24 protein-coding genes are annotated in these 26,095 nt (G+C 68.3%); 9 read left to right on the top strand and 15 right to left on the bottom strand.

All coding sequences use genetic code 11. The features are described 5' to 3' along the window. Positions 1-8: 8 nt before the first annotated feature. The 4 genes from P5F91_RS11090 to P5F91_RS11075 all read right to left on the bottom strand — a co-directional run bounded on the left by P5F91_RS11090 (position 9) and on the right by P5F91_RS11075 (position 6,003). Positions 9-2,309, bottom strand: coding sequence for a tetratricopeptide repeat protein (locus P5F91_RS11090; protein WP_145613828.1), 2,301 nt, complete (start codon positions 2,307-2,309; stop codon positions 9-11). Positions 2,310-2,427: 118 nt separating this feature from the next. Beyond that, positions 2,428-3,393 carry a ribonucleotide-diphosphate reductase subunit beta gene (locus P5F91_RS11085; protein ID WP_145613829.1) on the bottom strand — a complete coding sequence of 322 codons (966 nt, stop codon included), beginning with the start codon at positions 3,391-3,393 and terminating at the stop codon, positions 2,428-2,430. A gap of 39 nt (positions 3,394-3,432) precedes the next feature. After that, the gene (locus P5F91_RS11080; protein WP_088870962.1) at positions 3,433-4,086 is read right to left on the bottom strand and encodes an EF-hand domain-containing protein; all 654 of its coding nucleotides are present in this window, start codon (positions 4,084-4,086) and stop codon (positions 3,433-3,435) included. A 75-nt stretch (positions 4,087-4,161) separates the two neighbouring features. After that, on the bottom strand, positions 4,162-6,003 hold the full coding sequence (locus P5F91_RS11075; protein ID WP_145613830.1) for a ribonucleoside-diphosphate reductase subunit alpha: 1,842 nt from the start codon (positions 6,001-6,003) through the stop codon (positions 4,162-4,164). A 262-nt stretch (positions 6,004-6,265) separates the two neighbouring features. On the opposite strand from P5F91_RS11075, the gene P5F91_RS11070 reads away from it, so the two are divergent. Continuing rightward, complete coding sequence (locus tag P5F91_RS11070) at positions 6,266-7,651, top strand: CRTAC1 family protein (RefSeq protein ID WP_145613831.1); 1,386 nt, start codon at positions 6,266-6,268, stop codon at positions 7,649-7,651. Between the two features lie 21 nt (positions 7,652-7,672). On the opposite strand, the gene P5F91_RS11065 is transcribed toward P5F91_RS11070, so the two are convergent. Beyond that, positions 7,673-8,497 (bottom strand): hypothetical protein, encoded by an 825-nt coding sequence (locus tag P5F91_RS11065; protein WP_277907203.1) that lies wholly within the window; start codon positions 8,495-8,497, stop codon positions 7,673-7,675. Between the two features lie 123 nt (positions 8,498-8,620). Between P5F91_RS11065 and dgcA the strand changes: the two genes are divergently transcribed. Continuing rightward, positions 8,621-9,622, top strand: a complete 1,002-nt coding sequence (gene dgcA / locus P5F91_RS11060) for an N-acetyl-D-Glu racemase DgcA (protein WP_277907202.1) — start codon at positions 8,621-8,623, stop codon at positions 9,620-9,622. Between the two features lie 309 nt (positions 9,623-9,931). After that, on the top strand, positions 9,932-11,671 hold the full coding sequence (locus P5F91_RS11055; protein ID WP_277907201.1) for an ATP-binding response regulator: 1,740 nt from the start codon (positions 9,932-9,934) through the stop codon (positions 11,669-11,671). Here the strand turns inward: P5F91_RS11055 and P5F91_RS11050 are convergent. After that, positions 11,628-12,113 (bottom strand): YajQ family cyclic di-GMP-binding protein, encoded by a 486-nt coding sequence (locus tag P5F91_RS11050; protein ID WP_145613834.1) that lies wholly within the window; start codon positions 12,111-12,113, stop codon positions 11,628-11,630. The genes P5F91_RS11055 and P5F91_RS11050 overlap by 44 nt on opposite strands. Before the next feature lie 350 nt (positions 12,114-12,463). On the opposite strand from P5F91_RS11050, the gene P5F91_RS11045 reads away from it, so the two are divergent. From P5F91_RS11045 to P5F91_RS11035, 3 genes are read left to right on the top strand one after another with little or no spacing between them, the layout of a single operon-like run. Then, complete coding sequence (locus P5F91_RS11045; protein ID WP_277907200.1) at positions 12,464-13,270, top strand: N-acetylmuramoyl-L-alanine amidase family protein; 807 nt, start codon at positions 12,464-12,466, stop codon at positions 13,268-13,270. Between the two features lie 56 nt (positions 13,271-13,326). Next, positions 13,327-13,926 (top strand): BON domain-containing protein, encoded by a 600-nt coding sequence (locus P5F91_RS11040; protein WP_145613836.1) that lies wholly within the window; start codon positions 13,327-13,329, stop codon positions 13,924-13,926. Then, positions 13,913-15,325 carry a hypothetical protein gene (locus P5F91_RS11035; protein WP_246134641.1) on the top strand — a complete coding sequence of 471 codons (1,413 nt, stop codon included), beginning with the start codon at positions 13,913-13,915 and terminating at the stop codon, positions 15,323-15,325. Before P5F91_RS11040 ends, P5F91_RS11035 begins: the two co-directional genes overlap by 14 nt. Before the next feature lie 49 nt (positions 15,326-15,374). Here P5F91_RS11035 and panE read toward each other — a convergent pair whose 3' ends face one another. Continuing rightward, complete coding sequence (panE, locus tag P5F91_RS11030; protein ID WP_277907199.1) at positions 15,375-16,298, bottom strand: 2-dehydropantoate 2-reductase; 924 nt, start codon at positions 16,296-16,298, stop codon at positions 15,375-15,377. 38 nt (positions 16,299-16,336) lie between these two features. Beyond that, the gene (locus P5F91_RS11025) at positions 16,337-17,233 is read right to left on the bottom strand and encodes a LytTR family DNA-binding domain-containing protein (RefSeq protein WP_277907198.1); all 897 of its coding nucleotides are present in this window, start codon (positions 17,231-17,233) and stop codon (positions 16,337-16,339) included. Positions 17,234-17,394: 161 nt separating this feature from the next. Between P5F91_RS11025 and P5F91_RS11020 the strand changes: the two genes are divergently transcribed. Next, a complete protein-coding gene (locus P5F91_RS11020; RefSeq protein ID WP_277907197.1) occupies positions 17,395-17,904 on the top strand; it encodes a DUF6622 family protein in 510 nt (169 codons plus the stop codon). 34 nt (positions 17,905-17,938) lie between these two features. On the opposite strand, the gene P5F91_RS11015 is transcribed toward P5F91_RS11020, so the two are convergent. Continuing rightward, complete coding sequence (locus tag P5F91_RS11015; protein WP_277907196.1) at positions 17,939-19,069, bottom strand: CobW family GTP-binding protein; 1,131 nt, start codon at positions 19,067-19,069, stop codon at positions 17,939-17,941. A gap of 35 nt (positions 19,070-19,104) precedes the next feature. Further along, positions 19,105-19,584, bottom strand: coding sequence for a Fur family transcriptional regulator (locus P5F91_RS11010; protein ID WP_246134644.1), 480 nt, complete (start codon positions 19,582-19,584; stop codon positions 19,105-19,107). Between the two features lie 215 nt (positions 19,585-19,799). Here P5F91_RS11010 and P5F91_RS11005 point away from each other — a divergent pair, with 215 nt between their 5' ends. Then, positions 19,800-20,660 (top strand): DUF6134 family protein, encoded by an 861-nt coding sequence (locus P5F91_RS11005; protein ID WP_145613840.1) that lies wholly within the window; start codon positions 19,800-19,802, stop codon positions 20,658-20,660. Positions 20,661-20,735: 75 nt separating this feature from the next. Continuing rightward, complete coding sequence (gene panC / locus P5F91_RS11000) at positions 20,736-21,626, top strand: pantoate--beta-alanine ligase (protein WP_422394476.1); 891 nt, start codon at positions 20,736-20,738, stop codon at positions 21,624-21,626. Between the two features lie 8 nt (positions 21,627-21,634). On the opposite strand, the gene P5F91_RS10995 is transcribed toward panC, so the two are convergent. The 5 genes from P5F91_RS10995 to pdxH form a co-directional block, all read right to left on the bottom strand. Next, positions 21,635-21,952, bottom strand: a complete 318-nt coding sequence (locus tag P5F91_RS10995) for a hypothetical protein (protein WP_277907194.1) — start codon at positions 21,950-21,952, stop codon at positions 21,635-21,637. 25 nt (positions 21,953-21,977) lie between these two features. After that, positions 21,978-23,222, bottom strand: a complete 1,245-nt coding sequence (locus P5F91_RS10990; RefSeq protein WP_145613842.1) for an ArsB/NhaD family transporter — start codon at positions 23,220-23,222, stop codon at positions 21,978-21,980. 72 nt (positions 23,223-23,294) lie between these two features. Beyond that, positions 23,295-24,158, bottom strand: a complete 864-nt coding sequence (locus P5F91_RS10985; protein WP_277907193.1) for an MBL fold metallo-hydrolase — start codon at positions 24,156-24,158, stop codon at positions 23,295-23,297. 205 nt (positions 24,159-24,363) lie between these two features. Next, complete coding sequence (locus P5F91_RS10980) at positions 24,364-25,326, bottom strand: cation diffusion facilitator family transporter (protein WP_145613844.1); 963 nt, start codon at positions 25,324-25,326, stop codon at positions 24,364-24,366. Continuing rightward, positions 25,323-25,919: a pyridoxamine 5'-phosphate oxidase gene (gene pdxH, locus P5F91_RS10975; protein WP_145613845.1), complete on the bottom strand. Its 597-nt coding sequence runs from the start codon at positions 25,917-25,919 to the stop codon at positions 25,323-25,325. The genes P5F91_RS10980 and pdxH overlap by 4 nt, the downstream gene beginning before the upstream one ends. Between the last annotated feature and the right edge of the window lie 176 nt (positions 25,920-26,095).

Genomic DNA, 26,095 nt, shown 5'->3' with positions numbered 1-26,095 from the left:
GGCAGGGACTAAAGCCCGAACAGGCGGCGGAACGCCACCTCCTGCGCCGCCGGCACGCTGTGCCGGGCCGCCAGCTCGGCCAAGGCCGTCGCCATGGCCGCCATCGGGCCCGACCAGTCGTTCATGCGCGTCTGACGGAACAGCCGGGCGGTCGGGTACCAGGGACTGTCCGTCCGGTCGCGCATCCACCGCCAATCCGGCCGATTGGAAATGAGCAGCCAGACCGGCTTGCCCAAGGCGCCGGCCAAATGGGCGACCGACGTATCGACGGCAATCACCAGATCCAGGTTGGCGATGGCCGCCGCCGTCTCACCGTAGTCGCTCAGGTGTGTGGACAGGTCCGTTATCCGCCCGGCCGCCATTTGCCCCACGTCGGCTGCGCGCGGCCCCACCTGCAGGCTGTACCAGCGCACGCCGGGCACCGTCCATAGGGGGTTCAACGCCGCCAGCTGGTGGATGGACCGATGGCGGTCGCCCCGGTGGCCCGGATTGCCGGCCCAGACCAGCCCCACCCGCAGGCCGGGCGCGCGGGTGTCTGCATCCTCGGCCGCGAACCGGGCGCGCCAGCGGGCCAGGGCCGCGGCCGGCGGTGTCATATAGGGAACCGCCGCCGGCACCGTCGCCAGCGTCGTGCCCAGCAGGTAGGGCAGGCTGAGCAAAGGGGCGTGCACGTCACAGGTCGTCGGCACTTCGTCGCCCACCAGCAGCGCATCGACGCCCGGCACGCTGGACACCAAATCCGCCAAGGTGCGCGGCGTGCGCAGCACGATGCGGGCCGGGGGCCCCGAGCGTCCCGGTCCGCCCCACCAGCGCCGGTCGGCATAGCGGCTGAACTGGATCAGGTCCCCCATGCCCTGTTCGGTATGCAGCGTCAGGGTGCGGCCGGTCAGGTCCTGGCCCGGGCGCCAGGCCCGTTCGGGCATCACGTCCCACAGCCGGGTCTCGTGCCCGTCCCGCAGACGCCACTCATATTCCGCCCAGCCTTCCTCCAGCTGCCCCATCTGCAGGCAGGCCATGCCCAGGTTGACGTGGGCGGTGACGAAATTCGGCTTGAGGGCGACCGCCCGGCGCAGCGAGGCCTGCGCCTCCGCCACCCGCCCGGCGTCCAGCAACACGATGCCCAAGGTGTTGTGCATGTCCGCGTTACCGGGCGCCACCGCCAGGCCGCGGGCCGCGGCGGCGAGCGCCTCTCCGCCACGGTCCAATCCGTGGAGGGCGGCGGCCATCACACCCAGCGCCAGCTCACTGTCCGGCTGCAGCACCAGCGCCCGCCGGGCCATGTCCAGCGCCTCCTCCAGGCGGTTCTGGCCCTGCAAGGCGACCGCCAGGCAAACGCGAGCGTCGATCGACTGCGGGTCGCGGGCCAGGGCGTTGCGCCCCAGCGCCTCCACATCCTCCCAGCGCTGCCGCTCCACCAGGCAGCCCGACAGCGCGTGGATGGCATCGGACAGCCCAGGGTCCAGCGCCACGGCCCGCCGGAGGGAGTCAATGGCGGCGTCCAGTTCCTTCATGTCGCGCAGGGCCACACCCAGGCAGGTGTGGGCCAGGGCCAAGTCCGGCCGCAGGGCGAGGGCCCGGCGCGCCATGTCCGCCGCTTCCGCCAGCGCACCATCAGCCTGCAGCGCAATGCCGAGGTTGCACCAGTGCCCGGCGTCCTCGGGCGCCATCTCCACCGCGCGCCGATAGGCGCTAATGGCATCCCCCAGGCGCCCAAGGCCACGCAGAGCGTTCCCCAGGTTGCCTTGGGCGTCGGCATAACCGGGCCAGAGGGTCAGAGCCTGGGCATACGCGTCCAGCGCGGCCTGGGCGCGGCCCGCTGCAAGGTGGGCGTTGCCGAGGGCGTTCAGCTCGATCGCCTGGTCCCGCCGCCCGTCCGCTTCAGGCGGACGCGGCTCTTCTTCGGCCGGCTGCCGGGCCGGCTGCAGTTCCGCGGCCCGGCGGTGGACCGCCGTGGCCTCGTCCTGGCGACCCGCATCGGCCAGGGCGTTCCCCAGATTGACGAGCAGTTGGGCATTGTCCGGCTGGGCCGCCACGGCGGCGCAGTAGACCTCGATGGCCTCGGCCAGCTGGCCCTGGCGGTGCAAGGCCACGCCCAGATTGGCCAGCGCCGGCAAGGAGTCCGCCCGCACGGCCAGAGCCCGCCGGCAGGCGTCCACCGCCGCGTCGGCATAGCCCAGCTGCAGCAGTGCCACGCCCAGGTGGGTCCAGGCCGCAGGGTCATCCGGCGCCGCCGTCACGATCGCGTTGTAGTGGGTCGCCGCCTCGGCCCACCGGCCATCCAGCATCAATTTGTGGCCGTCGTCACTCACGCCCGCCCCGCTTCTCGTAAGCCGTCCTCGCTGGCGGCATCCTAAAACGAAAATAGGCGCCGATGTCACCACCGGCGCCCGCTTTCCTATCGAATGGACCGCGCTCCCTCCGGGCCGGTCAGTCGAACGCCTCGTCCCAGCTGCCGCCGGTGGCGGCCTTGCTGTATTCCGTGGCGCGGTTCTCGAAGAAGTTGGCGTGTTCCACGCCGTTCAGCATGACGTCCATCCACGGCAGCGGGTTCTTTTCCACGCGATAGATGGGCTGCAGTTCCAGCTGCACCAGGCGGCGGTCGGCGATCCAGCGGATGTATTGCTTCACGTCCTCGGCCGTCAGGCCCTGCACGCCGCCCATCTCGAACGCCAGGTCGATGAAGGCATCCTCATGCGCCACGATGGTGGAGCAGGCGACATAGAGTTCCTTCTGGAAGGCTTCCGTCCAGATCTCCGGGTTCTCGGCCACGAAGGTGCGGAACAGGCGGATGGCGGACTGCGTGTGCAGCGTCTCGTCGCGCACCGACCAGGTCACGATCTGCCCCATGCCCTTCATCTTGTTGAAGCGCGGGAAGTTCATGAGGATGGCGAAGGAGGCGAACAGCTGCAGGCCTTCGGTGAAAGCGCCGAACACCGCCAGGGTCTTGGCGATGTTGGCGGGGTTGTCCACCGTGAATTCCTGCATGTAGTCGTACTTGTCCTTCATCTCCTTGTAATGGAGGAAGGCGGAGTACTCGACCTCGGGCATGCCGATGGTGTCCAGCAGGTGGCTGTAAGCCGCGATGTGGATGGTCTCGATGTTGGAGAAGGCCGAGAGCATCATCTGCACCTCGGTCGGCTGGAACACCGCCGCGTACTTCTTCATGTAGCAGTTGTTCACCTCGACGTCGGCCTGGGTGAAGAACCGGAAAATCTGGGTCAGCAGGTTGCGCTCGCCGTCTGACAGCTTCTGGCGCCAGTCCTTCACGTCGTCGGCCAGCGGCACCTCCTCCGGCATCCAGTGCAGGCGCTGCTGCGTCAGCCAGGCCTCATAGGCCCACGGATAGCGGAAGGGCTTGTAGACGGGGTTCGGGGTCAAAAGCTGGCTGGGCACGGGCGAAATCCGTTCGTCTATACGTCGTTGGTGAAATAATCAGAACCAGCCTGACGACTTGGTCAGCGCCTCGAAGGGCGCCATCATCGCCGCCAGGAATTCATCGGCGGTCACTTTGCCATCGTGGTCGGCGTCCCACTTGTCGAACTTGCGCAGCGACTGGGCGCGCAACTCCTCGCGGGTCACCCGGAAATCGCTGTCGGTGTCGGCCGACATCACCGGATCCAGGCCCACCTGCAGGCGCACGCGGGAGCCCTGATAGCTCGCACCATCGGGAAGCGCCTCCACCGAATCCGGCTGCACCGCGCGGTCCTGGGCACCCAACAAGGGCGTCACCGGATGCGGCTGCGCCCGGAAGGGCTGGGTCAGGCGGTACTTCTCCAGCTCGGCCGAGGTGATGCTGCCATCGTGGTCCAGGTCGAACAGGTCGAAACTCCGGTCCGCGTCGGCGATCACCTCATCCCGGGTCAGCACGCCGTCGTGGTTGGCGTCCGTCTGGTGGAACCAGAGCATCAGCACCGCCTTGTACTGCAGCTGGCTGCCCGAGGGCGGCCCCAGGATCTGCCCCGACGGGCTGACCGGCACCAGCTGCAGGTAGGGATTCACCGGCAGGTCATGCCCCCCGCATCCCGCCAGGCCGAACCCCAGGGCGCCCGCCAAGGCCACCCTGGCCAGTGCCTTCACAACCCGCATGCGACTTCCCCGCCAGCGTCAATGGACCGATCGAGGAAGACCGGCCCCTGGAGCCATCGATCCTGGATCAACGGCTCACTGGCAAGCCAGGCATTCCTCATAGTTGCTGGTTTCCACGGCCGCCGGGGCGCTGGCTTTCGCTTCCGTCTTCTTGGCCACGACGGCGCCGATGTCGGCCTCCGCCCGCTGGATGGACATGGAGCGGAGATAGTAGAGGCTCTTCACGCCCTTCTTCCAGGCCTGAAAATGAATCTGGTGCAGGTCGCGCTTATGCACGTCGGCCGGCAGGAAGATGTTCAGGCTCTGCGACTGGCAGATGAAGGGCGTGCGGTCGGCCGCGTGTTCGATCAGCCAGCGCTGGTCCAGCTCGAACGCCGTCTTGAAGACATCACGCTCCAGATCCGACAGGAAGTCCAGGTGCTGGACAGAGCCGCCGTTCAGGGTGATGGACGACCAGGTGTCCTCGTCATTGCGGCCATAGGTCGCCAGCACCTGCTCCAGATGCTTGTTGCGCACCGAGAACGATCCCGAGAGCGTCTTGTGATTGAAGGCGTTGGCCGCCGCCGGCTCGATGCCGGGCGAGGCGCCGCCGCAGATGATGGAGATGCTGGCGGTGGGCGCGATGGCGATCTTGTTGGAGAAGCGCTCTTCCGAGCCGTAGTCGGCGGCATCCGGGCAGGCGCCACGCTCCCGGCCCAGCTTCAGCGAGGCCTCATCGGCCTGGCGCTTGATGTGGGCGAACATGCGCTTGTTCCACACCTTGGCCATCACGCCCTCGATGGGCAGGCCCTGGCTCTGCAGGAAGCTGTGGTAGCCCATGACGCCCAGGCCCACCGAACGCTCGCGCATGGCGGAATAGCGGGCGCGCTCCATATCGTCCGGTGCCTTCGCGATGAAGTCGCTCATGACGTTGTCGAGGAAGCGCAGCGTGTCCTCGATGAAGGTGGGGTGGTCCTGCCACTCCAGGAAATATTCCAGGTTCAGGGACGACAGGCAGCAGACGGCCGTGCGCTCCTTGCCCAGATGGTCCAGACCGGTGGGCAGCGTGATCTCGCTGCACAGGTTGGACATCTTCACCGACAGGCCGGCCAACTTGTGGTGTTCCGGCATGGCGCGGTTCACATGGTCGATGAACAGCAGGTAGGGCTCGCCCGTCTCGATGCGGGCGGTCAGGATGCGGATCCACAAGGACCGCGCAGAAATGCGGCGGATGACCGAGCCGTCCTTGGGGCTGGTCAGCGCCCATTCCTCGTCGGCCTCGACCGCGCGCATGAAGGCATCGGGGATGACCACGCCGTGGTGCAGGTTCAGCGCCTTGCGGTTCGGGTCGCCGCCGGTGGGGCGGCGCATCTCGATGAATTCCTCGATCTCCGGGTGGGAGACCGGCAGGTAGGTCGCGGCGGAGCCACGGCGCAAGGATCCCTGGCTGATGGCCAGGGTCAGGCTGTCCATAACGCGGATGAAGGGCACCACGCCGGAGGTCTTGCCGTTGCCGCCGACCTTCTCGCCGATGGAGCGCAGGTTGCCCCAGTAGCTGCCGATGCCGCCGCCGCGCGAGGCCAGCCACACGTTCTCGTTCCAGAGGTCGACAATACCCTTCAGGCTGTCGTTGCACTCGTTGAGGAAGCAGCTGATGGGCAGACCGCGCGAGGTGCCACCGTTGGACAGCACGGGCGTGGCCGGCATGAACCACAGCTTGGAGATATAGTCATACAGGCGCTGGGCATGGGCCGCGTCGTCGGCGTAATAGCTGGCCACGCGCGCGAACAGATCCTGGAAACTTTCACCGGGCAGTAGGTAGCGGTCGGTCAAGGTGGCCTTGCCGAACGCCGTCAGCAGATCGTCACGGGAATGATCCACAACGACCGCCGGACGGTTAGCAACTTGAATCCTGCCGAAAACGTCTCCGTCCCGCATGACTTATCCCCAGGCTGTGTATGAATTGCGCTGTGGATAACCGAGGACCGGATACCACATCTAGCGGCAACGAGCGCTGATCCTACCAAATCGTGACAGTACGCCAACGGGTTTTTTGTATCTCCGAAGGGCATTTTTCCATTGCGTCGGAAAAGCCCAGGGATACTGCGGCCAGCATGGGGTATCCTGCCCGCCAGCCATGGTTAATGAGGGTGCGGACCTGCCCGAAAGGGGGCCGCCCGATGCCCTGGAGGGTCGCCTGATGTTCATCGCGTGCTCCAACCTCATCGTTCCCAACCCCCCTATATCTTGTGCCGGCATCGCGGTGGGGGACATAGATGGTGATGGGCGCTTCGATTTCGTCGTCACCTGCGCCGATGCGCCCAACCGCGTGTTGAGCTGGGATGGCGGCGCCTTGGTCGAGCATCCGGCGGGCCCCCTGGCCGACGCCAGCGCCTGCGCCCGGGCGGCCCTGTTCGCCGACATGGATGGCGACGGCCGGGAAGAGCTCTACATATTGAACGAACCCGTCGCGGCCGGCGCGCTGCCCACGCCGGACCGGCTGTTCGCCTGCTTCGGCAACCGCTGGGTCGACTTGGCCGCCCTGCCGGAGAACTTCGCCGCCGCCAACCGTGCGGCCGGCACGTCGCTGGCCTGCCTGGACCGCCACGGCACCGGCCGCTACAGCATCGTGGTCGGGGGAGAGGGCGTGCCCCTGCAGCTGTTCGAGCTGGACCGCCGCGGCCGCCTGCACGAGGTGGCGGAGGAGGCGGGGCTGGACATCGAGGCCGACGCCCGGCTGCTGCTGGGATCCTGCCTCACCGGTTCACTGCCCGATCTGTTCGTCGGCTGCGCCAACGGCCCCAACCTGTTGTTCCGCAACCTGGGCGGCGGCCTGTATGAGGAGATCGCGGAAGAGGTGGGGCTGGATGACCCCTTCGCCAACGCCAGCGCCGCCACCATCCTGGACGCCGACGGCGACGGGCTGGTCGACCTGCTGCTGGGCAACATCCAGGGGCCGCAGCGCCTGTTCCAGCACCGTGCCGGCGGCGGCTTCGTCGATGTGGCGCCGGCGGAGATGGCGCAGCCAGGTCCGGTGCGCGCCGTCATCGCCGCCGATTTCGACAACGACGGCTATGAGGAGCTGTTCTTCCACATGCATGGGCAGCCCAACCGCCTGTTCGCCTGGCGGGAGGATCGCTGGGTGTCCATCGACGTGGGCGACGCCGCCGAACCGGAGGGCCTGGGCACCGCGGCCGTGGTGGCCGATATCGACGGTGACGGCCAGCTGGAACTGCTGCTGGGCCATGGCGACGGTGAGGCCCAGCCCCTGTCCCTGTTCCTGGCCTCCCCCACCGGCAACAACTGGCTGCGCGTCCTGCCCCTGACGGCCGGCGGCGCGCCGGCGCGGGGCGCCACCGTCTGCCTGACCGCCGGCGGCCGGCGGCAGCTGCGCAGCATCACCAGCGGGTCCGGGGGACCCTATCAGCGCGAGCCCGTGGCCCATTTCGGCCTGGGTGAGCTGACGCAGGTCGATCTGCTGGAAATCACGTGGCCCGATGGCGCGACCCTGCGGGTGGAACAGCCCGACCTCTGTCGCCTGATGGTGGTCCACCATCCCAGCCTGGGGCAGCAGGCGACGTGCTGACTCCTGCGGGTGAAACCACCGTCAAGACGGCGCCGCGACCGGCGCCTGGCGACGGATTCTACCCAGGGTCAGGCCATAGAAGCGGGCCAGCATGACGGCATAAGCCCCCCAGCCCACGCCATAGAGGCCGACGCTGACGACATAGCTGGCGGCGATCTCCACCGGATCGGTCAGGCGGCTGAACAGGGGGGTGACGAAGGCGGGCAGCACCGTCAGCAGACTGAGCGCCGTCAGCCGCACGGACAGGCCGCGGGTGGCGATCCAACCCAGGCGGAAGGAGGCGGCGCCCCCTACCGCCAGCGGCACCACCCCCACCATGAGGCGGCCGAAGATGCCCATCATGATCAGCACCAGCGGCAAGGCCACCAGCACGAACAGGCCGCCCGCCACCGATTCCGGCATCTCCATACCCAGCGCCACCAGGGCGCCATCCAGCAGGCGCAGGGAGGGCAGCAGGAAGACCAGCACCGGCAGGGCGCTGACCATGGCTGCCAGCATCCACCCCAGATAAGCCAGTTCCCGCCGGCCCAGGCTGGGGCTGAGGAAGCCGACACCGTCATCGGCCTGCAACACCCAGCGCGCCCACCAGACCTGCATGCGGATGAAGAACCAGGCGTTGAAGGCCATGGGAATGAGATGGAAGGGCAGCACCTCCGCCTCCCACGCGTCCTCCAGCGCCGGATCCACCGGGCGGGGGTGGGTCAGCGCCAGGATGACATAGAGGACCATCATCACCAGGGCCGGCATGCCGGCGAAGCGCACGGTGCGGCCGGGATCGGACAGCACCTCGCGGAACGCGGCCGCCGCCTCATGCCACACCATCGGCTTGCGCCGCACGTCCTCCATAACCACCCAACCCTCGACTACCGTCCCGCCGCCCCGGAGAATGCCGGATCGCGCCGGCCGTGGCGAAGCGTTATGTTGCCGCGCCCCGCCGGTGGCGGCGCCTTTTCCTCAAGGTCTATCCCAATGCCCTCTTCCCCAATGCCCTCGTTGCTGACCGTCCACGCCGAGACCTTCCCCATCCGTGGCACCTTCCGCATCTCGCGCGGCGCCAAGACCGAGGCCCATGTGGTGGTGGCGGAAGTGACGGACGGGGCGGCCACCGGCCGGGGTGAATGCGTGCCCTATGCCCGCTACGGCGAAACGGTGGCCGGCGTGGTGACGGACCTGGAAGCGCTGACGCCCGCCGTGGCCGCCGGCCTGACCCGGACGGAGCTGCAGCGCCTGCTGCCCCCGGGGGCCGCCCGCAACGCCCTGGACTGCGCCCTCTGGGACCTGGAAGCCAAGCGCACAGGCGTCCCCGCCTGGCGCCTGGCCGGCCTGGCGGCAGCCCCCGGGCCGCTCGCCACCGCCTTCACCCTGTCGGTGGACACGCCGGAAGCCATGGCCGCCGCCGCCCGCGCTGCCGCCCATTACCCCTTGCTGAAGCTGAAGCTGACCGGCGAGGGCGACCTGGACCGGGTGGCCGCTGTTCGGGAGAACGCGCCCCATGCCCGCCTGATCGTGGACGCCAACGAGGGCTGGAGCTTGGAACAGCTGGACCACTACGCCCCGGCGCTGGCGGCCCTGGGGGTGGAGCTGCTGGAACAGCCCCTGCCAGCCGGCCGCGATGCCGACCTGGCGGGGTACCAATGCCCCATCCCCCTGGGCGCCGATGAATCGGTGCACGGGCTGGATAGCCTGGAGGCCCTGGTCGGCCGCTACCAAGTGGCCAACATCAAGCTGGACAAGACCGGCGGCCTGACCGAGGCGCTGGCCCTGAAGGCGGCCTGCGAAGCGGCCGGTCTACGCGTCATGGTGGGCTGCATGGTGGCGACCTCGCTGTCCATGGCCCCCGCCCACCTGCTGGCCCAGGGGGCGGCCTTCGTCGACCTGGACGGGCCCCTGCTTCTGGTCCGCGACCGAATGCCCGGCCTTCGCTACGAGGGTGCCACCGCCGACCCGCCGTCCCCTGCCTTATGGGGATAGGGAAAACGAGGCGCACCAATGGCTTATGCGAGGACACCCTCCCCTTTGGCGCCGCCCCCGCCCCTCTGCCGAACGGCCTCCCCCTGGGGGCCTACGCCCAAGGGCGCACTTCGCTTTTGGCCTAAAAGAGGATTAACTCGGGGCCTGCCAAGTAAAACGTCTGGTTGGGGCTATGTTAAATCGAATTCTGGGCCGGGAACAGGGAGAGCAGCGGGAAGAATTGGCTCGTCTGCGCGCGGAAAACGCCGCCCTGAAGGCGGAAAACGCCTTGCTGAACCGCCTGTCTGCCCCCGCCCCCTGTTGGCGTTCGTGCAGGACAACGATCTTCGCTACGTCTGGGCCAAGGGGCCCGTGGCGGCCTTCGGCCCCGGCGTGCTGGGCCTGACCGACCTGGACATTCGCAACGGCCGCGGCAAGAGCGCGGAGGGTTTCACCACCCTGCACGCCATCAAGGGCCGAATCCTGGAAACCGGCCGGGGTGAGCGGCACATGTTCCGCCTGGAAATCCCGGGGGAAACGGAAAGCCGGCTGTACGACCTGGTGCTGGAACCCCACCGCGAGCCAGACGGCAGCATCACCGGCATCATCGGCCTGGGCCTGGACATCACGGTGGAAACGGCGCGGCGTGGCGCCGTGGCCTTGGCCGAGGCGCAGGCGGTGAAGGCGGAAGCGGAACGGGCAAACCGCGCCAAGTCGCGCTTCCTGGCCGCCGCCAGCCACGATCTGCGCCAGCCCTTCCAGGCCATGCGCCTGTTCCTGCATCTGCTGGAAACCCGCCTGACCGACGATCCCCAGCGCGACCTGGCGACCAAGCTGACGGAGTCGCTGGACGCCACCGAGGATCTGCTGAACGCCCTGGTGCAGATCTCCGCGCTGGAGGCCGCGACCGTCACGCCCACACCCACGCGCTTCGCCCTGTCAACGGTGATGGAACGGCTGGCGGGTGAGTTCCGGCCGCTGGCCGCCGCCAACGGCGTCAACCTGCGCTACATCCCCACCACCGCCCAGGTCAACAGCGACCCCGTCCTGCTGGACCGCATGGTGCGCAACCTGATCGTCAACGCCGTGCGCCACACTCGCAAGGGCGGGATCCTCATCGGCTGCCGGCGCCGGGGTCCGACGGTGCAGCTGCAGGTGTGGGACACCGGCTGTGGCATCCCGGCCGACCAGCTGCCCTTCATCTTTGACGAGTTCTACCGCGGCGAGACCGCCGCCGGCACCCCGACCGCCCAGGCCGGGCAAGCCAAGCGCGACGCGCAGCACGGCCTGGGCCTGGGGCTGGCCATCGTCAAGAAGACCGCCACCCTGCTGGGCCTGACGGTCACCGTCGTCTCCACCCCCAACCGGGGATCCGGTTTCACCATCACCCTGCCGCTGGCCGAGACGGTGCGGGTGCCGGCACCCCGCCCGGTCCTGGTGACCGACGTGCGTCCGGCGGCGGCCGCCCCCGCGACCGAACCGGTCAAGGAGCCCCCACCCGGCCCCACCCCTGGCCCGGCCCAGGAGCCGGAAGTGAAGGAGCCCGGCACCACGGAACCACCGGTGAAGGAGCCGTCGAAGGACCAGCCGCCCGGCGGCGTGCTGGTGGCCCTGCTGGAGGATGACCCGCTGCAGCTGGCGGCGCTGGAGGCCATGGTGGAGGATTGGGGCTGCGTCCCCCTGGCGGCGTCCACGCCCGAGGCGCTGTTCGAGGGGTTGGACAAGACGGACGCGACTCCCCGCCTGGTCATTTCCGACAACCGCCTGCCGGGCAACCGGCGCGGCATGGACGTCATCGCCGAGATCCGCAAGCGCTATGGCGGGGATGTCGGCGGCATGCTGGTGACCGGCGACACCGATCCCCAGCTGATGGAGCAAGCCACCGCCGCCGGCGTCGTGGTCGTGCACAAGCCCATCGCCCCGCCCCGCCTGCAGCGCCTGGTGGTGGATGCGCTTCAGAACGGCACGGGGCAGGACGGCACGGGCGCCAGCCAAGGCCGCGCACCCGCCCCGCCATCCCCCGGGATCAGTCCCGGAAATTCTCGAATTGCAGCGGCTGCTCGATCTTAAGCCCCTTCACCAGGCGGATGGCGTCCTGAAGGTCATCGATCTTCTTGCCGGTGACCCGCAGCTCATCGCCCTGAATGGCCGCCTGGACCTTCATCTTGCTGTCCTTGATGGCCTTGACGATGGTCTTGGCCAATTCCTTGTCGATGCCCTGCTTCACCTTGACCTCTTGGCGGCGGGCGTCGCCGGCGGCGCGCTGGTCGTCACCCCAGTCCAGGCAGCCCACGTCCAGCTTGCGCCGGGTCAGGTGCACCTTCAGCATCTCCTGCATCTGGGACAGCTTGGGCGCGTCATCGGCCACGATGGTGATGACGTCGTCCTTGTGCTCGATGGTGCACTTGGCGCCCTTGAAGTCGAAGCGCTGGCCCAGTTCCCGCACCACGCCCGCCACGGCGTTGTCCACCTCGGCTTTGTCGGTCTTGGAAACGATGTCGAAGGACGGCATGGCAGTCAGGCTCCCGCGTGAACGATGATGAAACGGCGCCGCACTGGCGGCGCGCCTTCCCCGGTTCTAGCACGCCCCTTTGACGGGGCACACCCCCGGGGCGGCGGCGGGGGCCATGCGGCGGCCTGGGGCTGGACAGGGCCGTCATCCGGCCGCAACACCTGCCCATGTTTCTCGAGTCTCCCCCCAAGATTTTGTTGCGATACGGCAAGGCGCGGGTCAAACATACCGCATGCGGAAAGGTCCGGGCTTTCCGGGCGCGGCGGCATGCATCGCATGGTTGCGTCGCGGATCGGCACCGCACGCCAAACCACGATTCTCACGCAGTTCATTCGGGCGGATTTAGTTTCATGGATCGCAGGGCCATCCTCCGGCTTGCCGTCGGAATACCGTTCCTGGGCGTCGGCGGCGTTGTCCGCCCGGGACAGGCCGAGCATCTGATCAACATGGCCGCGCGTCCCACCGCGCTGCGGGCCCCCCGGCTGGTGATGATCGATCCCGGCCACGGCGGCAAGGACCCCGGCGCCATCGGCCACGAAGGCACCTACGAGAAGGACGTGACGCTGGACCTGGCCAAGGAACTGGCCCTGCAGCTGCGCAAGACCCAGGGCCTGAACGCCGGCCTGACGCGGGAAGACGATCATTTCCTGGAGCTGGGGGAGCGGGTGGACGTGGCGCGCGAGGCCAAGGCCGACCTGTTCCTCTCCATCCACGCTGACAGCGCCCCCAACGCCAACGCCCGCGGCCTGTCGGCCTACACCCTGTCGGAAAAAGCGTCGGACGCTTTTTCCCAGGCGCTGGCCGACAAGGAAAACTACGCCGACCGCCTGGGCCTGGATCTGAAGCACACGAAGCCGGTGGTGGCCGACATCCTGATGGACCTGGCCACCCGCCGCACCAAGGCGGCGTCGCTGGCGGCGCGCCAGGGCATCGTGCACGGGGCGGGGCGCGACCTGCGTCTGCTGGAAAACCCCATGCGCTCCGCCAACTTCGTGGTGCTGAAGGCACCGGACATCCCGTCCGTGCTGGTGGAGACCGGATTCCTGTCCAACCGCCAGGACGAGGCGCTGCTGCGCGACCCCGCCCAGCGCAAACGCATCGCCGGCATCCTCGCGCGGGAATTGGCGACGCTGCTTGCCTCCCCTACTTTCGCCTGATTTCCGCCATAGCCTGCCGCCGCGATTTTCTGAAAAACAGGGACCAGGGCACGTTCATGACCTCCGCGACCATCATCGGCCGGCGCCGCCCCGTCACCGGCCCCCTCCTTCTGCTGCTGGCGGGCATGGGCGCGCTTCTGGCCGGATGCCAGTCGCCGGGCCGCGAATCACCGGAGCTGGCGCGCCAGCGGGCGGAAGCCGCCGCCGAGGCGCCGGCCGTGCCCGATGGCCAGATCGATGAGCAGATTCACCGGCTTTGGAAGGAAAAAAGCCCGGAGATGAACAGCCGCCTGAACATCACGGTCGATCGGGGCGAGGTACTGCTGACCGGCAACGCCCGCGACCCTGATATGCGGGTGGATGCGGTGCGCCTGGCCTGGCAAGCCGACGGCGTGCGCAAAGTTCTGAATGAAATCAAGATCGCGGACGAAAGCAGCCTGTCCGACAGCGCGACCGACGCCTGGATCAGCACCAAGCTGTGGGCGGCCCTGCTGCTGGACGGGCAGGTCAGGTCCAGCAACTACAGCATCGAAACCGTCAATCAGGTGGTCTACATCATGGGCGTCGCCCGTAGTGGGGTGGAGCTTGAGGCCGTGCTGCAGCACGCCCGCGAACTGCCCCGCGTCCGCCAGGTTGTGAACTATGTCCGTCGTTGAGCGTGTTGCCGTGGGTGCTGTTCGTCCCCTGGGTCGTTTCCTGGCTCTTCCCGTCCTGGCCGTGGCATTGGCCTTGACGCCGGGGGCGCCGGCCGGCGCCCAGCCCATTCCCGGGCTGGCCGGCAACCAGACGCTGCCCGACGCCCAGGCCATGGCCAACCGCCAGTTCGTCCAGGCGATGGAAGCGATCAAGAAGGCCGACCAGAGCTATGATTTGCAGGAGCAGACCAAGCTGCTGCTGCAGGCGGACAAGCTGCTGTCCAACATCCTGGTGCAAAGCCCGGAAAGCCCCCTGGCGGTGCAGCTGTCCACCAATCAGTTCGTGGGCGACTTCGACTACAACGACTTCAAGTCGCGCATCCGCAGCCTGGCCTGCAACGACGCCCAATCCACGGGCTGCTTCCTCTACCGTATCGAAGGGCTGATCCAGCCGGTGGACTATCCCATCACCGCCCCGCGCTGGGATTGGCTGTCGCTGGCGGTCGCCCACTATCACCTGGGCGACAAGGAACGCACCAAGCAGATCATCGCCCCCTTCATCGCCGCCTTCCGCCGCGCCCCGCCGGTGACGGATACCGGCCGCGACCTGTTCCTGGGCCGCGCCCTGTCGCTGACGGGCGAGGTGGACATGGCGCTGGACATCACCCGGCGCATCAACGATTGCTCCACCCGTATCTACAACCTGACCGACATCAGCCAGGCGCTGATCTGGAAGGGGGACAAGGGCCAGGCGGGCAAGCTGGTGGAAGAGGCGGCGGAATACGCCCAGGCCAACAACTGCGCCTGGGAACTGGGCCTGGTGGCCGAAGGCTTCTACAAGGCCGGCAACGAGGCCCGCGCCCACACCATGTTCCTGAACACGGTGGAGGAGCAGTTCAGCCGCTTCAAGGATCGCAAGGGCAATTGCTGCGCGCCAGAGCTGGCGGTGGCCGCCGGCGACCTGGGCGACCCCAACCTGGCGCTTGGCCTGTTGCGCACAGTGCAGCAGGAAAGCCCCTGGACCATCCCCGCCGTGCTGGGTCGCCTGGGTGCCCGGGGCGAGATGCAGCTGGCCACCACCTATGCCGAACAGGTGCAGGACACCGACATCAAGGCCGAAACCTTCGTCCAGCTGATGGCCGACGCGCTGAAGACCGGCGACCGCAAGCAGGCGGAGGCCCTGTCCGGCCGCATCGACAAGCTGCTGTCCGCCGGCACCGACCCCAAGCCCCTGATCCTGGCCCAGCGCGCCCGCGCCGATAAACTGCTGTTCAAGGACCAGCGCTGGCGCAACACCTACCTGGCCGGCCTGTCGGCGGCGGAACGCAGCAACAGCGGCGACACCCAGCGCAAGGACATCGCCGTGCCCATGCTGGCAGCACTGGTGGAGATCGAGACCGGCACGCCCATGCTGCAGTAACGGAAAAGCCCCCGGAGCACAGCCCCGGGGGCTTTTCCTTAAGTCCGCGTCACCCGGCCGTCCGCCGCGCCTCATAGGCCCGTAGGTGGGTGGTGGCGAGGGTCAGCAGGGGCAGGTCCAGCCCCAGGTCGCGGCCCCGGCGCAGCATGTCGCCGACGATGTGCTCACCCTCCGTCGGACCGCCCTTCTCGATGTCGCGCATCATCGAGGCGGAGAGGGTCGAGTCCGGCATGGTCAGGTGATGACGGGATTCGGCATCGCGCTCGGCACTGGGCGGATGGCCGGCGGCGGTGGCGACGCGGGTGCATTCGTCCAGCAGGCCGGTGATGAAGGCCAGGCCGTCCGGCGCCTTCAGGATGGCGCCGATGGGGGCGCGCATCAGGGTGGTGCTGCCCGCCAGCGTGGCCAGGAAATAGAACTTCTCCCACATGTCGTGGACGATGTCCGGGCTGTTGACCACGGTGATGGGGCACTTGGCATAGGCCTGGGCCAGCGCCTCGGCCAGGGGGGCTTGCTCCGGGTGGCGGGCGCCGAAGGTCAGGCGGTTGAACGCGTGCAGGTGGCGGATGGTGCCGTCCGGGTCCATGGTGATGGTCAGGTGGCATAAGCCGCCCATCACCCGCTCCGCCCCGAAGGCGGCGTCCAGCCGGTCCAGGTGGTTCAGGCCGTTCAGCACCGGCAGGATGCGCGTCTCAGGCCCCACCGCCGGACGGATGGTTTCGATGGCCGTGTCCAGGTCGTAGGCCTTGCACGACAGCAGCACCAGGTCGAAGGGCTTGGCTACGCGGGTCACCGCCTGCACCGGGCTGACGATGTTGCCCTGGGGGCTGACCACCACCAGGCCGTTTTCCATCAGCTGGGCATGGCGCTTGGGCCGCACCAGGAAGGTGACGTTCTCCCCCGCCTGCATCAGGTGGCCGCCGTAGAAGCCGCCGGTGGCGCCCGCGCCCAGCACCAGGACACGCATGGTCATCGCTATCACCCCTTCTCGTTCCCCGGCCTTCGCCGGGCCTAATCCTTTTCCACCAGCCAGCCGGCCGCCTTCAGGCGAGGCAGGGCGGTGCGGCTGACCGGCACCACCGTTCCATCGCTGAGGCGTAATTGCGCCGCCTGGCCACGCACCGTGGCCTCCGCCACCGCCGCGCGCGCCACCCAGAAGGAGCGATGGACCTGCATCCCCAGCCCCTCCCCCAATTCGGCGATGGCGTCGCGCAGGCGCATCAGCACCAGCTCGGCCCCGCGATCGGTGTGGATCCGCAGATAGTGGTCCTCCGCCTCCAGCGCCAGAAGCCGTGCGTCGCAAAGACGCGGGCAGGTGCGGGCCAGGAAGGCCGCCGCCACGTCGGGGTCTGGTTCCGGCGCCACCGCAGCCGGTGGGGACGCGACCGGCTCGGGCGCCGGTGTCGCGGCCGGGGGCGCCGACGGGTCCCGGCGGCCCAGGATGACGGCGAAGACCATGCTGGTCACGATCACCTGCGGCCAGGTGCGCCAGAAGTGCAAGGCGCCCAGGGGGACCTTCGCGCACAGGCTGAACAGCAGCATGATCCACAGCGTGGCGGGCAGGGAGGCGATCAGGGCCGACAGCGCGCGTCGCTGCCAGGCGGGCCAGGCGGCCGCGATGGGCCAGCGGCGCAAGCCCGCATGGGCCGACCGCGCCAGGGCGGCGATGCCCAAGGCCGACGCGCACCAGAAGACCACACGCGACACACTGTCCATGGACAGGAAGGTGCCGTAGGGGCCGAACATGGCCAGCACCAGGGACAGCGCCACGACGCCGCCCCAACTGCGCACCCAGTCGGGCAGGTCGAAGGCGACGATGCCGGCCAAGCTGCCCGGCGGCCGCTTGTCCGCGACCCCGGCGTCCGCCCCCTGCTGCATCCCGCGTTCCGCCGTCAAGGCCAGCCTCATCCGTTCGCGCTTCGTGAACGGCCTTTACCAGCCACTCACGAAATCCGTCAAGCGGACCGCGAAGGGACCGTTGCCGGGGAAGGGCGGCCCGAGTGAAGGCTAGGCCCATCAATCACTTGGAAACACGCCGCCTGGCGCAACATCCTGGAGCCCGCCCCGTCATGGAAATCCTCTCCCGCATCATCAGCCACACCCCCACCTGGATCTTCGCGCTGTTCGCTTTCGTGCTGTTCATGGGGGCTAGGCGCATGCGGACCAGCGTGCAGTCGACGGGACGCGTCTGGCTGATCCCCGGCGTCTTCATCATCTGGGGCCTGTACGGGCTGGTCACCCGGCCCGGCCCCTTGGGTCCCGTGCTGATGGACTGGGCCGTCGGCGCCGTGGTGGGCCTGGGACTGGCCAGCTTCGCGACCATCCGGGTGGAGGTGGACCGCGAACACGGCCTGGTGCGCCAGCCGGGCAGCTGGGTGCCCCTGGTCCGCAACCTCTTCCTATTCGGCGCCCATTACATCCTGAACGTGCTGGCTGCGGTGCATCCCGACCTGCACGACGTCGCCATCGCCCTGGACATCGGCGTGTCGGGCTTCAGCGTCGGCTACTTCGCGGGCTGGTCCTGGGGCTTCATCCAGAGCTATCGCCGGGCCCCGGACGTGGCGCTGGCCGCCACCTGAACCGACGGTCGAAACGAAAGCGGCGGGCCCAGCCTCACCCCACACTCTTCCCTGTGCAGCTGGCGTAAAGGGTTTCCACCATCTGCCGGCTGACGTTGCGGGTGATGAAGACGATGCGGCTGCGGTGGTCGTCGCTGGGCCAGGCGTCCAGTTGCACCGGGGGGTGGAACAGGTGCTGGACGCCGTGGATGACGATGGGCTGGTCGCTCTCCACCACGTTCAGCACGCCCTTCACCCGCAGCACGTCGGGGCCGCGCAGGCGGGCCAGCGTCTCCAGGAATCCCACCAGCTCATCCCACACCAGGGGCTGGGTGAAGGTCAGGCAGAAGGCGCCGATGGCCTCGTCATGGCGGTTGGGGTCGTGGTCATGGTCCTCATGCTCGCAATGGCCGTGATCGTGGTCGCAGTCGGCATGGTCATGGCCTTCGTGATCGTGATCATGATCGTGGTGGTCATGATGATGCCCTTGGTCGTCATAGGCCTCTGCGCGCAGCCAGCGCTGCACGTCCAGGCTCTTGGTCTCCGGATTATAGAGGCCGGCATCGAACAGCAGCACGGGCAGCGCCTCGTCCGTCTGGGCGTCCACCACCAAGGCGGCGGGGTTCAGCTCCTTCAGGCGCTGCTTCAGGTAATCCACCGCCTCAGGTGTCGCGATGTCGGTCTTGGTCAGCACCAGCCGGTCGGCCACCGCCGCCTGCTTCAGGCTTTCCTCCTGCGCGTCCAGCTGCCCCATGCCGTGGACGGCGTCCACCGTGGTCACCACGCCGTCCAGGCGGAAACGGGCCGCCACCAGCGGGTCGGTCATCAGGGTGTGCAGGATGGGTGCCGGGTCCGCCAGGCCGGTGGTCTCGATCACCACGCGGTCGAACTCCGGCACCTCGTCGCGCAGGCGGCGCAGGTACAGGTCGCGCAGCGTGTCAGCCAGGTCGCTGCGGATGGTGCAGCAAATGCAGCCCGAATCCATCAGCACGGTGTTCTCGTCCGCCTTGGCCACCAGCAGGTGGTCCAGCCCGACCTCGCCGAACTCATTGATGATGACGGCGGTGCGGGCCATGCGCGGGTCGCGGATGATGCGGGACAGCAGCGTGGTCTTGCCGCTGCCCAGGAAACCGGTCAGGACGGAGATGGGCAGGCGGGCGGCTGAAACAGCGGTCACGGCAGGCATTCCTTGAAGGTCATCGTTGGATCAGGCGGCCGTGGTCAGACCGCCGCTTGGCAAGCCGGGCAAAGGCCGAGGACCTCCACCGTCTGGCGCACGGCGCGGAACCCGCGGGCGGCGGCGCCGTTGGTGATGGCGTCGGTCACGGCGGGGTCGTTCAGCTCGGCGGCGTCGCCGCAGCGCTCGCACACCAGGAACTGGCCCGCATGGCTCTGGCCCGGCTCGGGGCAGCCGACATAGGCGTTCAGCGATTCGATGCGGTGGACCAGGCCCTGTTCCACCAGGAAGTCCAGGGCGCGATAGACGGTCAGCGGCGCCACGCGTTTGCCGTCCACCGCCATCTCTTCCAGGATGGCATAGGCGCCCCGCGGCTTATGGCTGGACCACACCAGTTCCAGCACCCGCTCGCGCAGGGTGGTCAGGCGGGCGCCGCGCGCCTCGCATAGGCTGTGCGCCCGGGTTAGGGCATCGCCGACGCAGGCCTTGTGGTCATGGGCCTTGTGATCATGACCCTGGGACACTTCGCCACCATGGACATGCGGGCTAGGGCTTTGGGTAGCCACCGGCATTGTTGCTAGCCTTTCTCGAACTGCCATTTCAGGCGAACCATAGCACGGAAGGAAGGGTGTCCGGTCCTTCCGCGTAAACCAAATCATGTTACCGTTCGTATCGGCCCGGAGAATATGGCACCCGGCTGGGCCGAAGCCAGGGCACCACCGCATCGAAGGGAAGCGCGATGCCACATGACACCCTTGCTCCGATCGTCTCCAGGCGCGCCAGCCGCGCCGGCGCGGCGTTGGCCCGTGCGGCGCTGATCGTTGGCGCCACCCTGATATGGGGTGGCCCACCGGCCCGCGCCAGCACCGTGACACCGCCCGCCGAGCGGGAGGATACCCCCGCCGCGATGCCCTCGACCCCCGGCACGACGGTGGAACGGTCGCTGGACTTCAGCGCCCATTACGGCCGCGACACGCCCCTGGGCCACCACCGTGTCACGGTGGCCAAGGCGGCCAACGGCGACACGGTCGTGGATGTGGATATCCGTTTCGAGGCCAAGCTGCTGATGATCACGGCCTACCGCTATCACCATGTCAGCCATGAGGTGTGGCATGACGGCCGTCTCGCCGCGCTGGAGAGCAGCACCGACGACAACGGCGAGAAGGACTGGGTGAAGGGCCATGCGGTGGACGACGGGTTCGCGGTCGAAAGCTCGCACGGGGCGGTGACGGCGCCGGCCGACATCATCCCCACCAGCTATTGGAACCCAGCCATACTGACGGCGTCGCGCCTGCTGGACACCATCCGGGGCGTGGTCATGGATGTGAAGGTGGAACGCCAGGGGCAGGAGATGATCCGGGCCGGCGACGCCACTGTGGCAGCCACGCACTATAGCCTGGGCTTCATCACCAACCCGCCGCCCGCCACCAGCCGGGTGGACTTCTGGTATGACGATTCCGGCCATTGGCTGAAGCTGGCCTTCCATGCCAGGGGGCATGACGTCGCCTATGCCCTGCAGGGGCCGCCCGACGCCGGCGCGCTGGTCGCTTCCCCCTCCGGCGCGGAAGCAGGCCCGCCCGCCCCCGAACGGCGGGACTGACCAGGGACCAAAAGCGCTTGCCCGCCCCCGCCGCCCATCGCTAAATGCCGGGCCATGAGCACGGACACTGCCGCCATGGCCCCGCCCCCCGCTTCTTCCTCCACTGGCCCCTTGGCCATCGTCCGCACCCCCGCGGAGCTGCGCGCCCGCGTCGCCGCCTGGCGCAAGGAAGGCCTGCGCGTGGGCCTGGTGCCCACCATGGGCGCCCTGCACGAGGGGCATCTGACCCTGGTGAAGCGCGCGCGCGAACTGGCCGACCGCGTGGTCGCCAGCGTGTTCGTGAACCCCACCCAGTTCGGGCCCAACGAGGACTTCAGCCGCTATCCCAGGGACGAGACCGGTGACGCCCGCCTGCTGGCCGGTGCCGGCTGCGACCTGCTGTACGCGCCGGGGGTGGAGGCCATCTATCCGCCCGGCTTCACCACCACGGTGGATGTCGGGCCGGTGGCCGTGCCGCTGGAGGGCCACTTCCGCCCCGGCCATTTCCAGGGCGTGGCCACGGTGGTGACCAAGCTGCTGTTGCAGGCCCTGCCTGACGTCGCCTGCTTCGGGCAGAAGGACTACCAGCAGCTGGCCGTCATCCGCCGCCTGGCGGCCGACTTGGACATCCCGGTGCGCATCGAGGGCGTGCCCACGGTGCGAGAACCCGACGGCCTGGCCCTGTCGTCCCGCAACCGCTATCTCTCGGCGGAGGAACGCCAGCAGGCCGTCGCCATCAGCCGTGTCCTGAACCAGTTGCGCGATACCCTGGGTGATGGCAGCCGGCCCGTGGCCCCGGCCATCACCCAGGCGACGGAAACACTGACGGCCGCCGGCTTCACCCGCATCGATTATGTGGCGGTGGTCGACGCCGGGACGCTGGCGCCGCTGGAGCGGGTGGACCGCCCCGCCCGCGCCCTGGTCGCCGCCTTCCTGGGCCGCACCCGCCTGATCGACAACCTGGCGCTGGGGCCGGACACCCCCTGATCGACCCTTTAAGGCGACAGGCGGCTTGTGGACGTGGTGACCCAGCCCTGGTCGCGCATGCACGCCAGCACGGCGTCGTGGGCCCTGCCCACATGCCAGTCTGAGATGGGATAACCCCGGCCCGCGTCCAGGTCCGCCAGGCGCTCAGGCTCGTTGGCCGCGACGCAGGCGCGCAGGGTCTCGGGGAAATGCTGTTCCTTTTCCCGCACCAGGGCCTGTTGTTGCGCCAGCGAGGGGTGGTCGCGGGTCAGCAGGGCCATGTCCACGTTCCAGCGCCGGTCACCCGTGTAGGCGCAGGCGCCCAGCGCCAGGCATATTCCCATCATTACCAGCCGCCGCATCGCCATCCCCTCACACCGCCGCGATATAGCCCATCGCCAGCAGCCACACCGTGGCCAGCAGCAGGGATAGCACGGTCATGGGCACGCCGCAGCGGGCGTGGTCGCGGAAGCCCAGGGTCACGCCCGCCGCCGCCGCCCGCTCCACGGTGATGATGTTGGCCAGGCTGCCGGGCAGCAACAGGTTGCCGGCCAGGGTGGAGAACAGGGCCAGGGCGTAGAGCGCGCCCTCTGGCGGGTGGGCCCACACCTTCATCAGCAGCACCACCGCCGGCACGTTGCCGATGCTGTTGCTGGCCAGGACGGAGAAGGCGCCCAGGAAGGGCAGCCGCTCCAGCGCCAGGCCAGACGCCGCCAGCTGATCCACCAGCTGGCCGGGAAGCCCGGTGTCGGCCAGGGCGCCCGTCAGGATGAACAGGCCGGCGAACAGGGCCAGCAGGTGCCAGTCGACCAGACCCAGCATGTCACGGCTGGCGAAGCGGCGGCTGACCAGCATGCAGCCGGCAATGCCCAGCACCGCGACGTCGCGGGGAAAGGGCGTGGTGAAGGCCACCAGCAGAACCACGACCCCGATCAGCCCCTTGGACAGCTGCCAGGCCCGGGGTGCGTCCGGGGGCCCTTCCTTACGATCCACAAGGGCCTGGGCCTGGCCGTCGGACAGGTGACCCCGCCACACCCGCGCCACCACCCAATAGACGATGACCAGCGACAGGAAGGCGGGCACGCCGCAGGCGAAGAGGAAATGCCAGAAACCAAGATGGCCCAGCTGGCCGATGAGGATGTTCTGCGGGTTGCCGATGACAGTGGCGGCGGACCCGGCGTTGGCGGCCCCCGCCAGGGCGATGAGATAGGGCCGCGCGTCCAGCCCCCGCGCCCGCAGGCCCGCGCACAGCAGCGGCGTCATGGCGAAGACCACCACGTCGTTGGCCAGCAGGGCGGACAGGCCGCCCGCCACCACCACCACGGCCGCCAGCAGCGCCTCCGGCCTCCACGGCACGTTGGCCAGGCGCCAGGCGCACCAATCGTAGAAGCCCGACAGCGCGAACTGCGCCGACAGGATCATGAGCCCCAGCAGGATGAACAGGGTGGGGAAGTCGATGGCCTTGATGGCCGCCCCTTCCGTCACCGCGCCCGCCACCAGCAGGACGATGGCCCCCAGCATGGCGATGCCGGTGCGGTCCACCTTCAGCCGGGGCAGGTGGCCGATGGCCATGCCCAAGTAGACGACGGCGAAGGTGACGAGGATCAGCAGAGTCATGGGGCCCAGCGCTACAGCGCGAGCGCCCGACCGGCAAGCGGGAAATAGGCCTAGGGAATCAGATAGATGTGATTAGGCCGCAGCCTCGGCGCCCTTCTTGGGCGTGGCCAGGGCCGCCATGTCCACCTGCATGCCTTCGCGCGCGGCGAAACACTGCGCCCATTCCTGCTGCGCCTCGGCCTCGATGGCCCTCATGCGGACATCGTCATGGTCGGGATCATGGTGGAACAGGCACAGTCGTCCGACGCCGGCGGCCCGGGCCAGGCGCACGCCTTCCCGCCAGGTGGAATGGCCCCAGCCCCGGCGGCCGGCGAATTCCTCATCGGTATAGGAACAGTCGTACGCCACCAGGTCCGCGCCCTGGATCAGGCCCAGGACGTTGGCGTCCATGCGGTCGGGGTCGTGCTCGGTATCGGTGACGTAGCAGAAGCTGCGCCCGTCGTAGTCGATGCGATAACCGGTGCCGCCGCCCGGGTGGTTCAGGCGGGCGGTGTGGACGGTGATGCCGTCGCCCAGGTCAAGGGTGGCGCCGGGGCGGAAATCCTCGAACACCAGCGAGGCGCGCAGCTTCTGCAGCGGCACGGGGAACAGGCAGGAATCCATGGGTTTTTCCATGACGGACTGGATGCAGTGCGCACCCTGGCAGTGGCCCGCCATCACCCGCATGGAAAAGTCGGTGTTGTAGCACGGCTCAAAAAACGGGAAGCCGTTGATGTGGTCGATATGGGTGTGGGTCAACAGCAGCGTGACATCGTTGATGCCGCGTGCTCGCAGGCTCTTGCCCAGCGACCGCAGGCCGGTGCCGGCATCCAGTACGAGCGTTCGGTCGCCCGCCGTCACCTCGATACAGCTGGTGTTGCCACCATACTCAAGATGACTGGCCATCGGACAGGGGACAGTCCCGCGGACGCCCCAGAAGGTAACGGTGAAACCCATAAACCAAAGCCCCGAATTCCATCGCGGCCAAGCTAACCCGTCCTTGAACAGAGGTCTGTGACGTCTCGCACAGGAAGGAACGCGCTTGGGCACAAGTGCACAGGGATTGTCAAGTGATGTTCGCCCCGCGAACGCACAACCACACTTTAAGGGGTACCCTATCCAGTGGGAAAGCCCCCTTGAAATTCAGACCCGCACCACCGTTTTACCGGCGGCGGGGACGCAGGCGATGGTCCAGCCGCTCATCATCCAGGCCGGCCGGCTCTTGATGGATGGTGACCTCCGCATTGGGAAAGGCGGCGCGCAGGGATGATTCGATCTCGTCGGTGATGTCATGCGCCTCAGTCAGCGTCAAATGGCTGTCCAGTTCCAGGTGGAACTCGATGTGCTGGCCCAAACCGGTGGAGCGTGTGCGCAGGTCGTGCAAGCCGCGCGACGCGGGATGGGCGTTCACCAGGTCGACCACCCGGGTACGGTCGACGTCGGGCAGCTCACGGTCCATCAGCACGTCCAGCGCCGTGCGCGAGATGCCGACCGCGCCCCAGACGAGGAAGGCGGCGATACCCAGGCCGAACAAGGGATCCCAGAAGGCTTGGCCCGTCCAGCGGCCCAGCAGCAGCGAGACCATGACGGCGGCGTTCAGCAGCATGTCGCCGCTGTAGTGCAGGCTGTCGGCGCCAATGGCCAGCGAGGCCGTGCGGCGGATGACCCAGCGCTGGAACAGCACCAGCACGAAGGTAAGCACGATGGCGGCGGCCATGACCCACAGGCCCACGCTGATGTCGCCCACCGGCCGGGGTTCGAACAGCCGGCCCAGCGATTCGTATCCCAGGAACAGGGCCGATCCGACAATGAAGGCGGACTGGAAGAGGGCCGCCAGCGGTTCCGCCTTGCCATGGCCGAAACGGAAGGCGGAGTCCGGTGGCTTCAGGGCCCGGGCCACGCTGATGAGGGTGATGACGGAGGCCAGCGCGTCCACGCTGCTGTCGATCAGCGAGGACAGGATGCTGACGGAATTGGTGGCCAGATAGGCGCCAAACTTGCCGGCGATGAGGATGGCAGCCACGGTGACGCTGGCATAGGTGGCGCCGCGGCGCCACCGTCCGTCCGCATCGCCCTCCCCCGCACCGTCGGGCGATTCCGGTTGCACCTTGGCCGTCACATTCATGGGTAGAGGCGTTCCGTCGTCCAGCCCTTGTCCTCAGCATCCCGAGTATAGACCAGGCGGTCGTGCAGGCGGAACTCCCGATCCTGCCAGAACTCCATCCGCACCGGGGTGACGCGATAGCCGGACCAGTGCGGCGGACGGGGAATGTCGCCCTCGCCGAAGCGCGCCGTCTCCTCCGCCACGCGACGTTCCAGGGTCGCCCGGCTGTCCAGCGGCTGTGACTGCGCCGACGCCCAGGCACCAATCTGGCTGCCGCGCGGCCGCACGCGGTAATAGTCGTCGGCCTCCTGAGCCGTCACCGGACTGACGCGGCCGTCCACCCGCACCTGGCGGCGCAGGCTTTTCCAGTGGAAGCACAGGCCGGCGACGGGATGCGCGGCCAGTTCGCGGCCCTTGCGGCTGAGCGTGTTGGTGTAGAAGACGAAGCCGCCGTCATCCAGGCCCTTCAGCAGCACGATGCGTACTGCCGGGATGCCATCGGCACCGATGGTGGCCAGCGACATGGCGTTAGGGTCATTGGGTTCGGTCCGCGATGCCTCGTCCAGCCAGGATTGGAACAACGCGTAAGGATCGGGTGCGACAACAAAATCCATGGTGGTAATCCGTGTCATAGATATGCCGGAATTGCCGCCTACCATACGCCACACTACATCCTTGTCCACGCAGGACGCCGCATGGACGACCCGCACGCCGTCCTGTGATTTAGGGTTGGTTGATTGCCCCAGGTCATTGGCGGACGCCCTGATAAGGGGTAGACGCGGGTATGGTC

It is taken from the genome of Nitrospirillum amazonense (assembly GCF_029594735.1).
Lineage (GTDB): Bacteria > Pseudomonadota > Alphaproteobacteria > Azospirillales > Azospirillaceae > Nitrospirillum > Nitrospirillum amazonense.
Note: the sequence above shows the minus strand (reverse complement) of the source record. Positions and strands in the feature narration are given on the sequence as shown.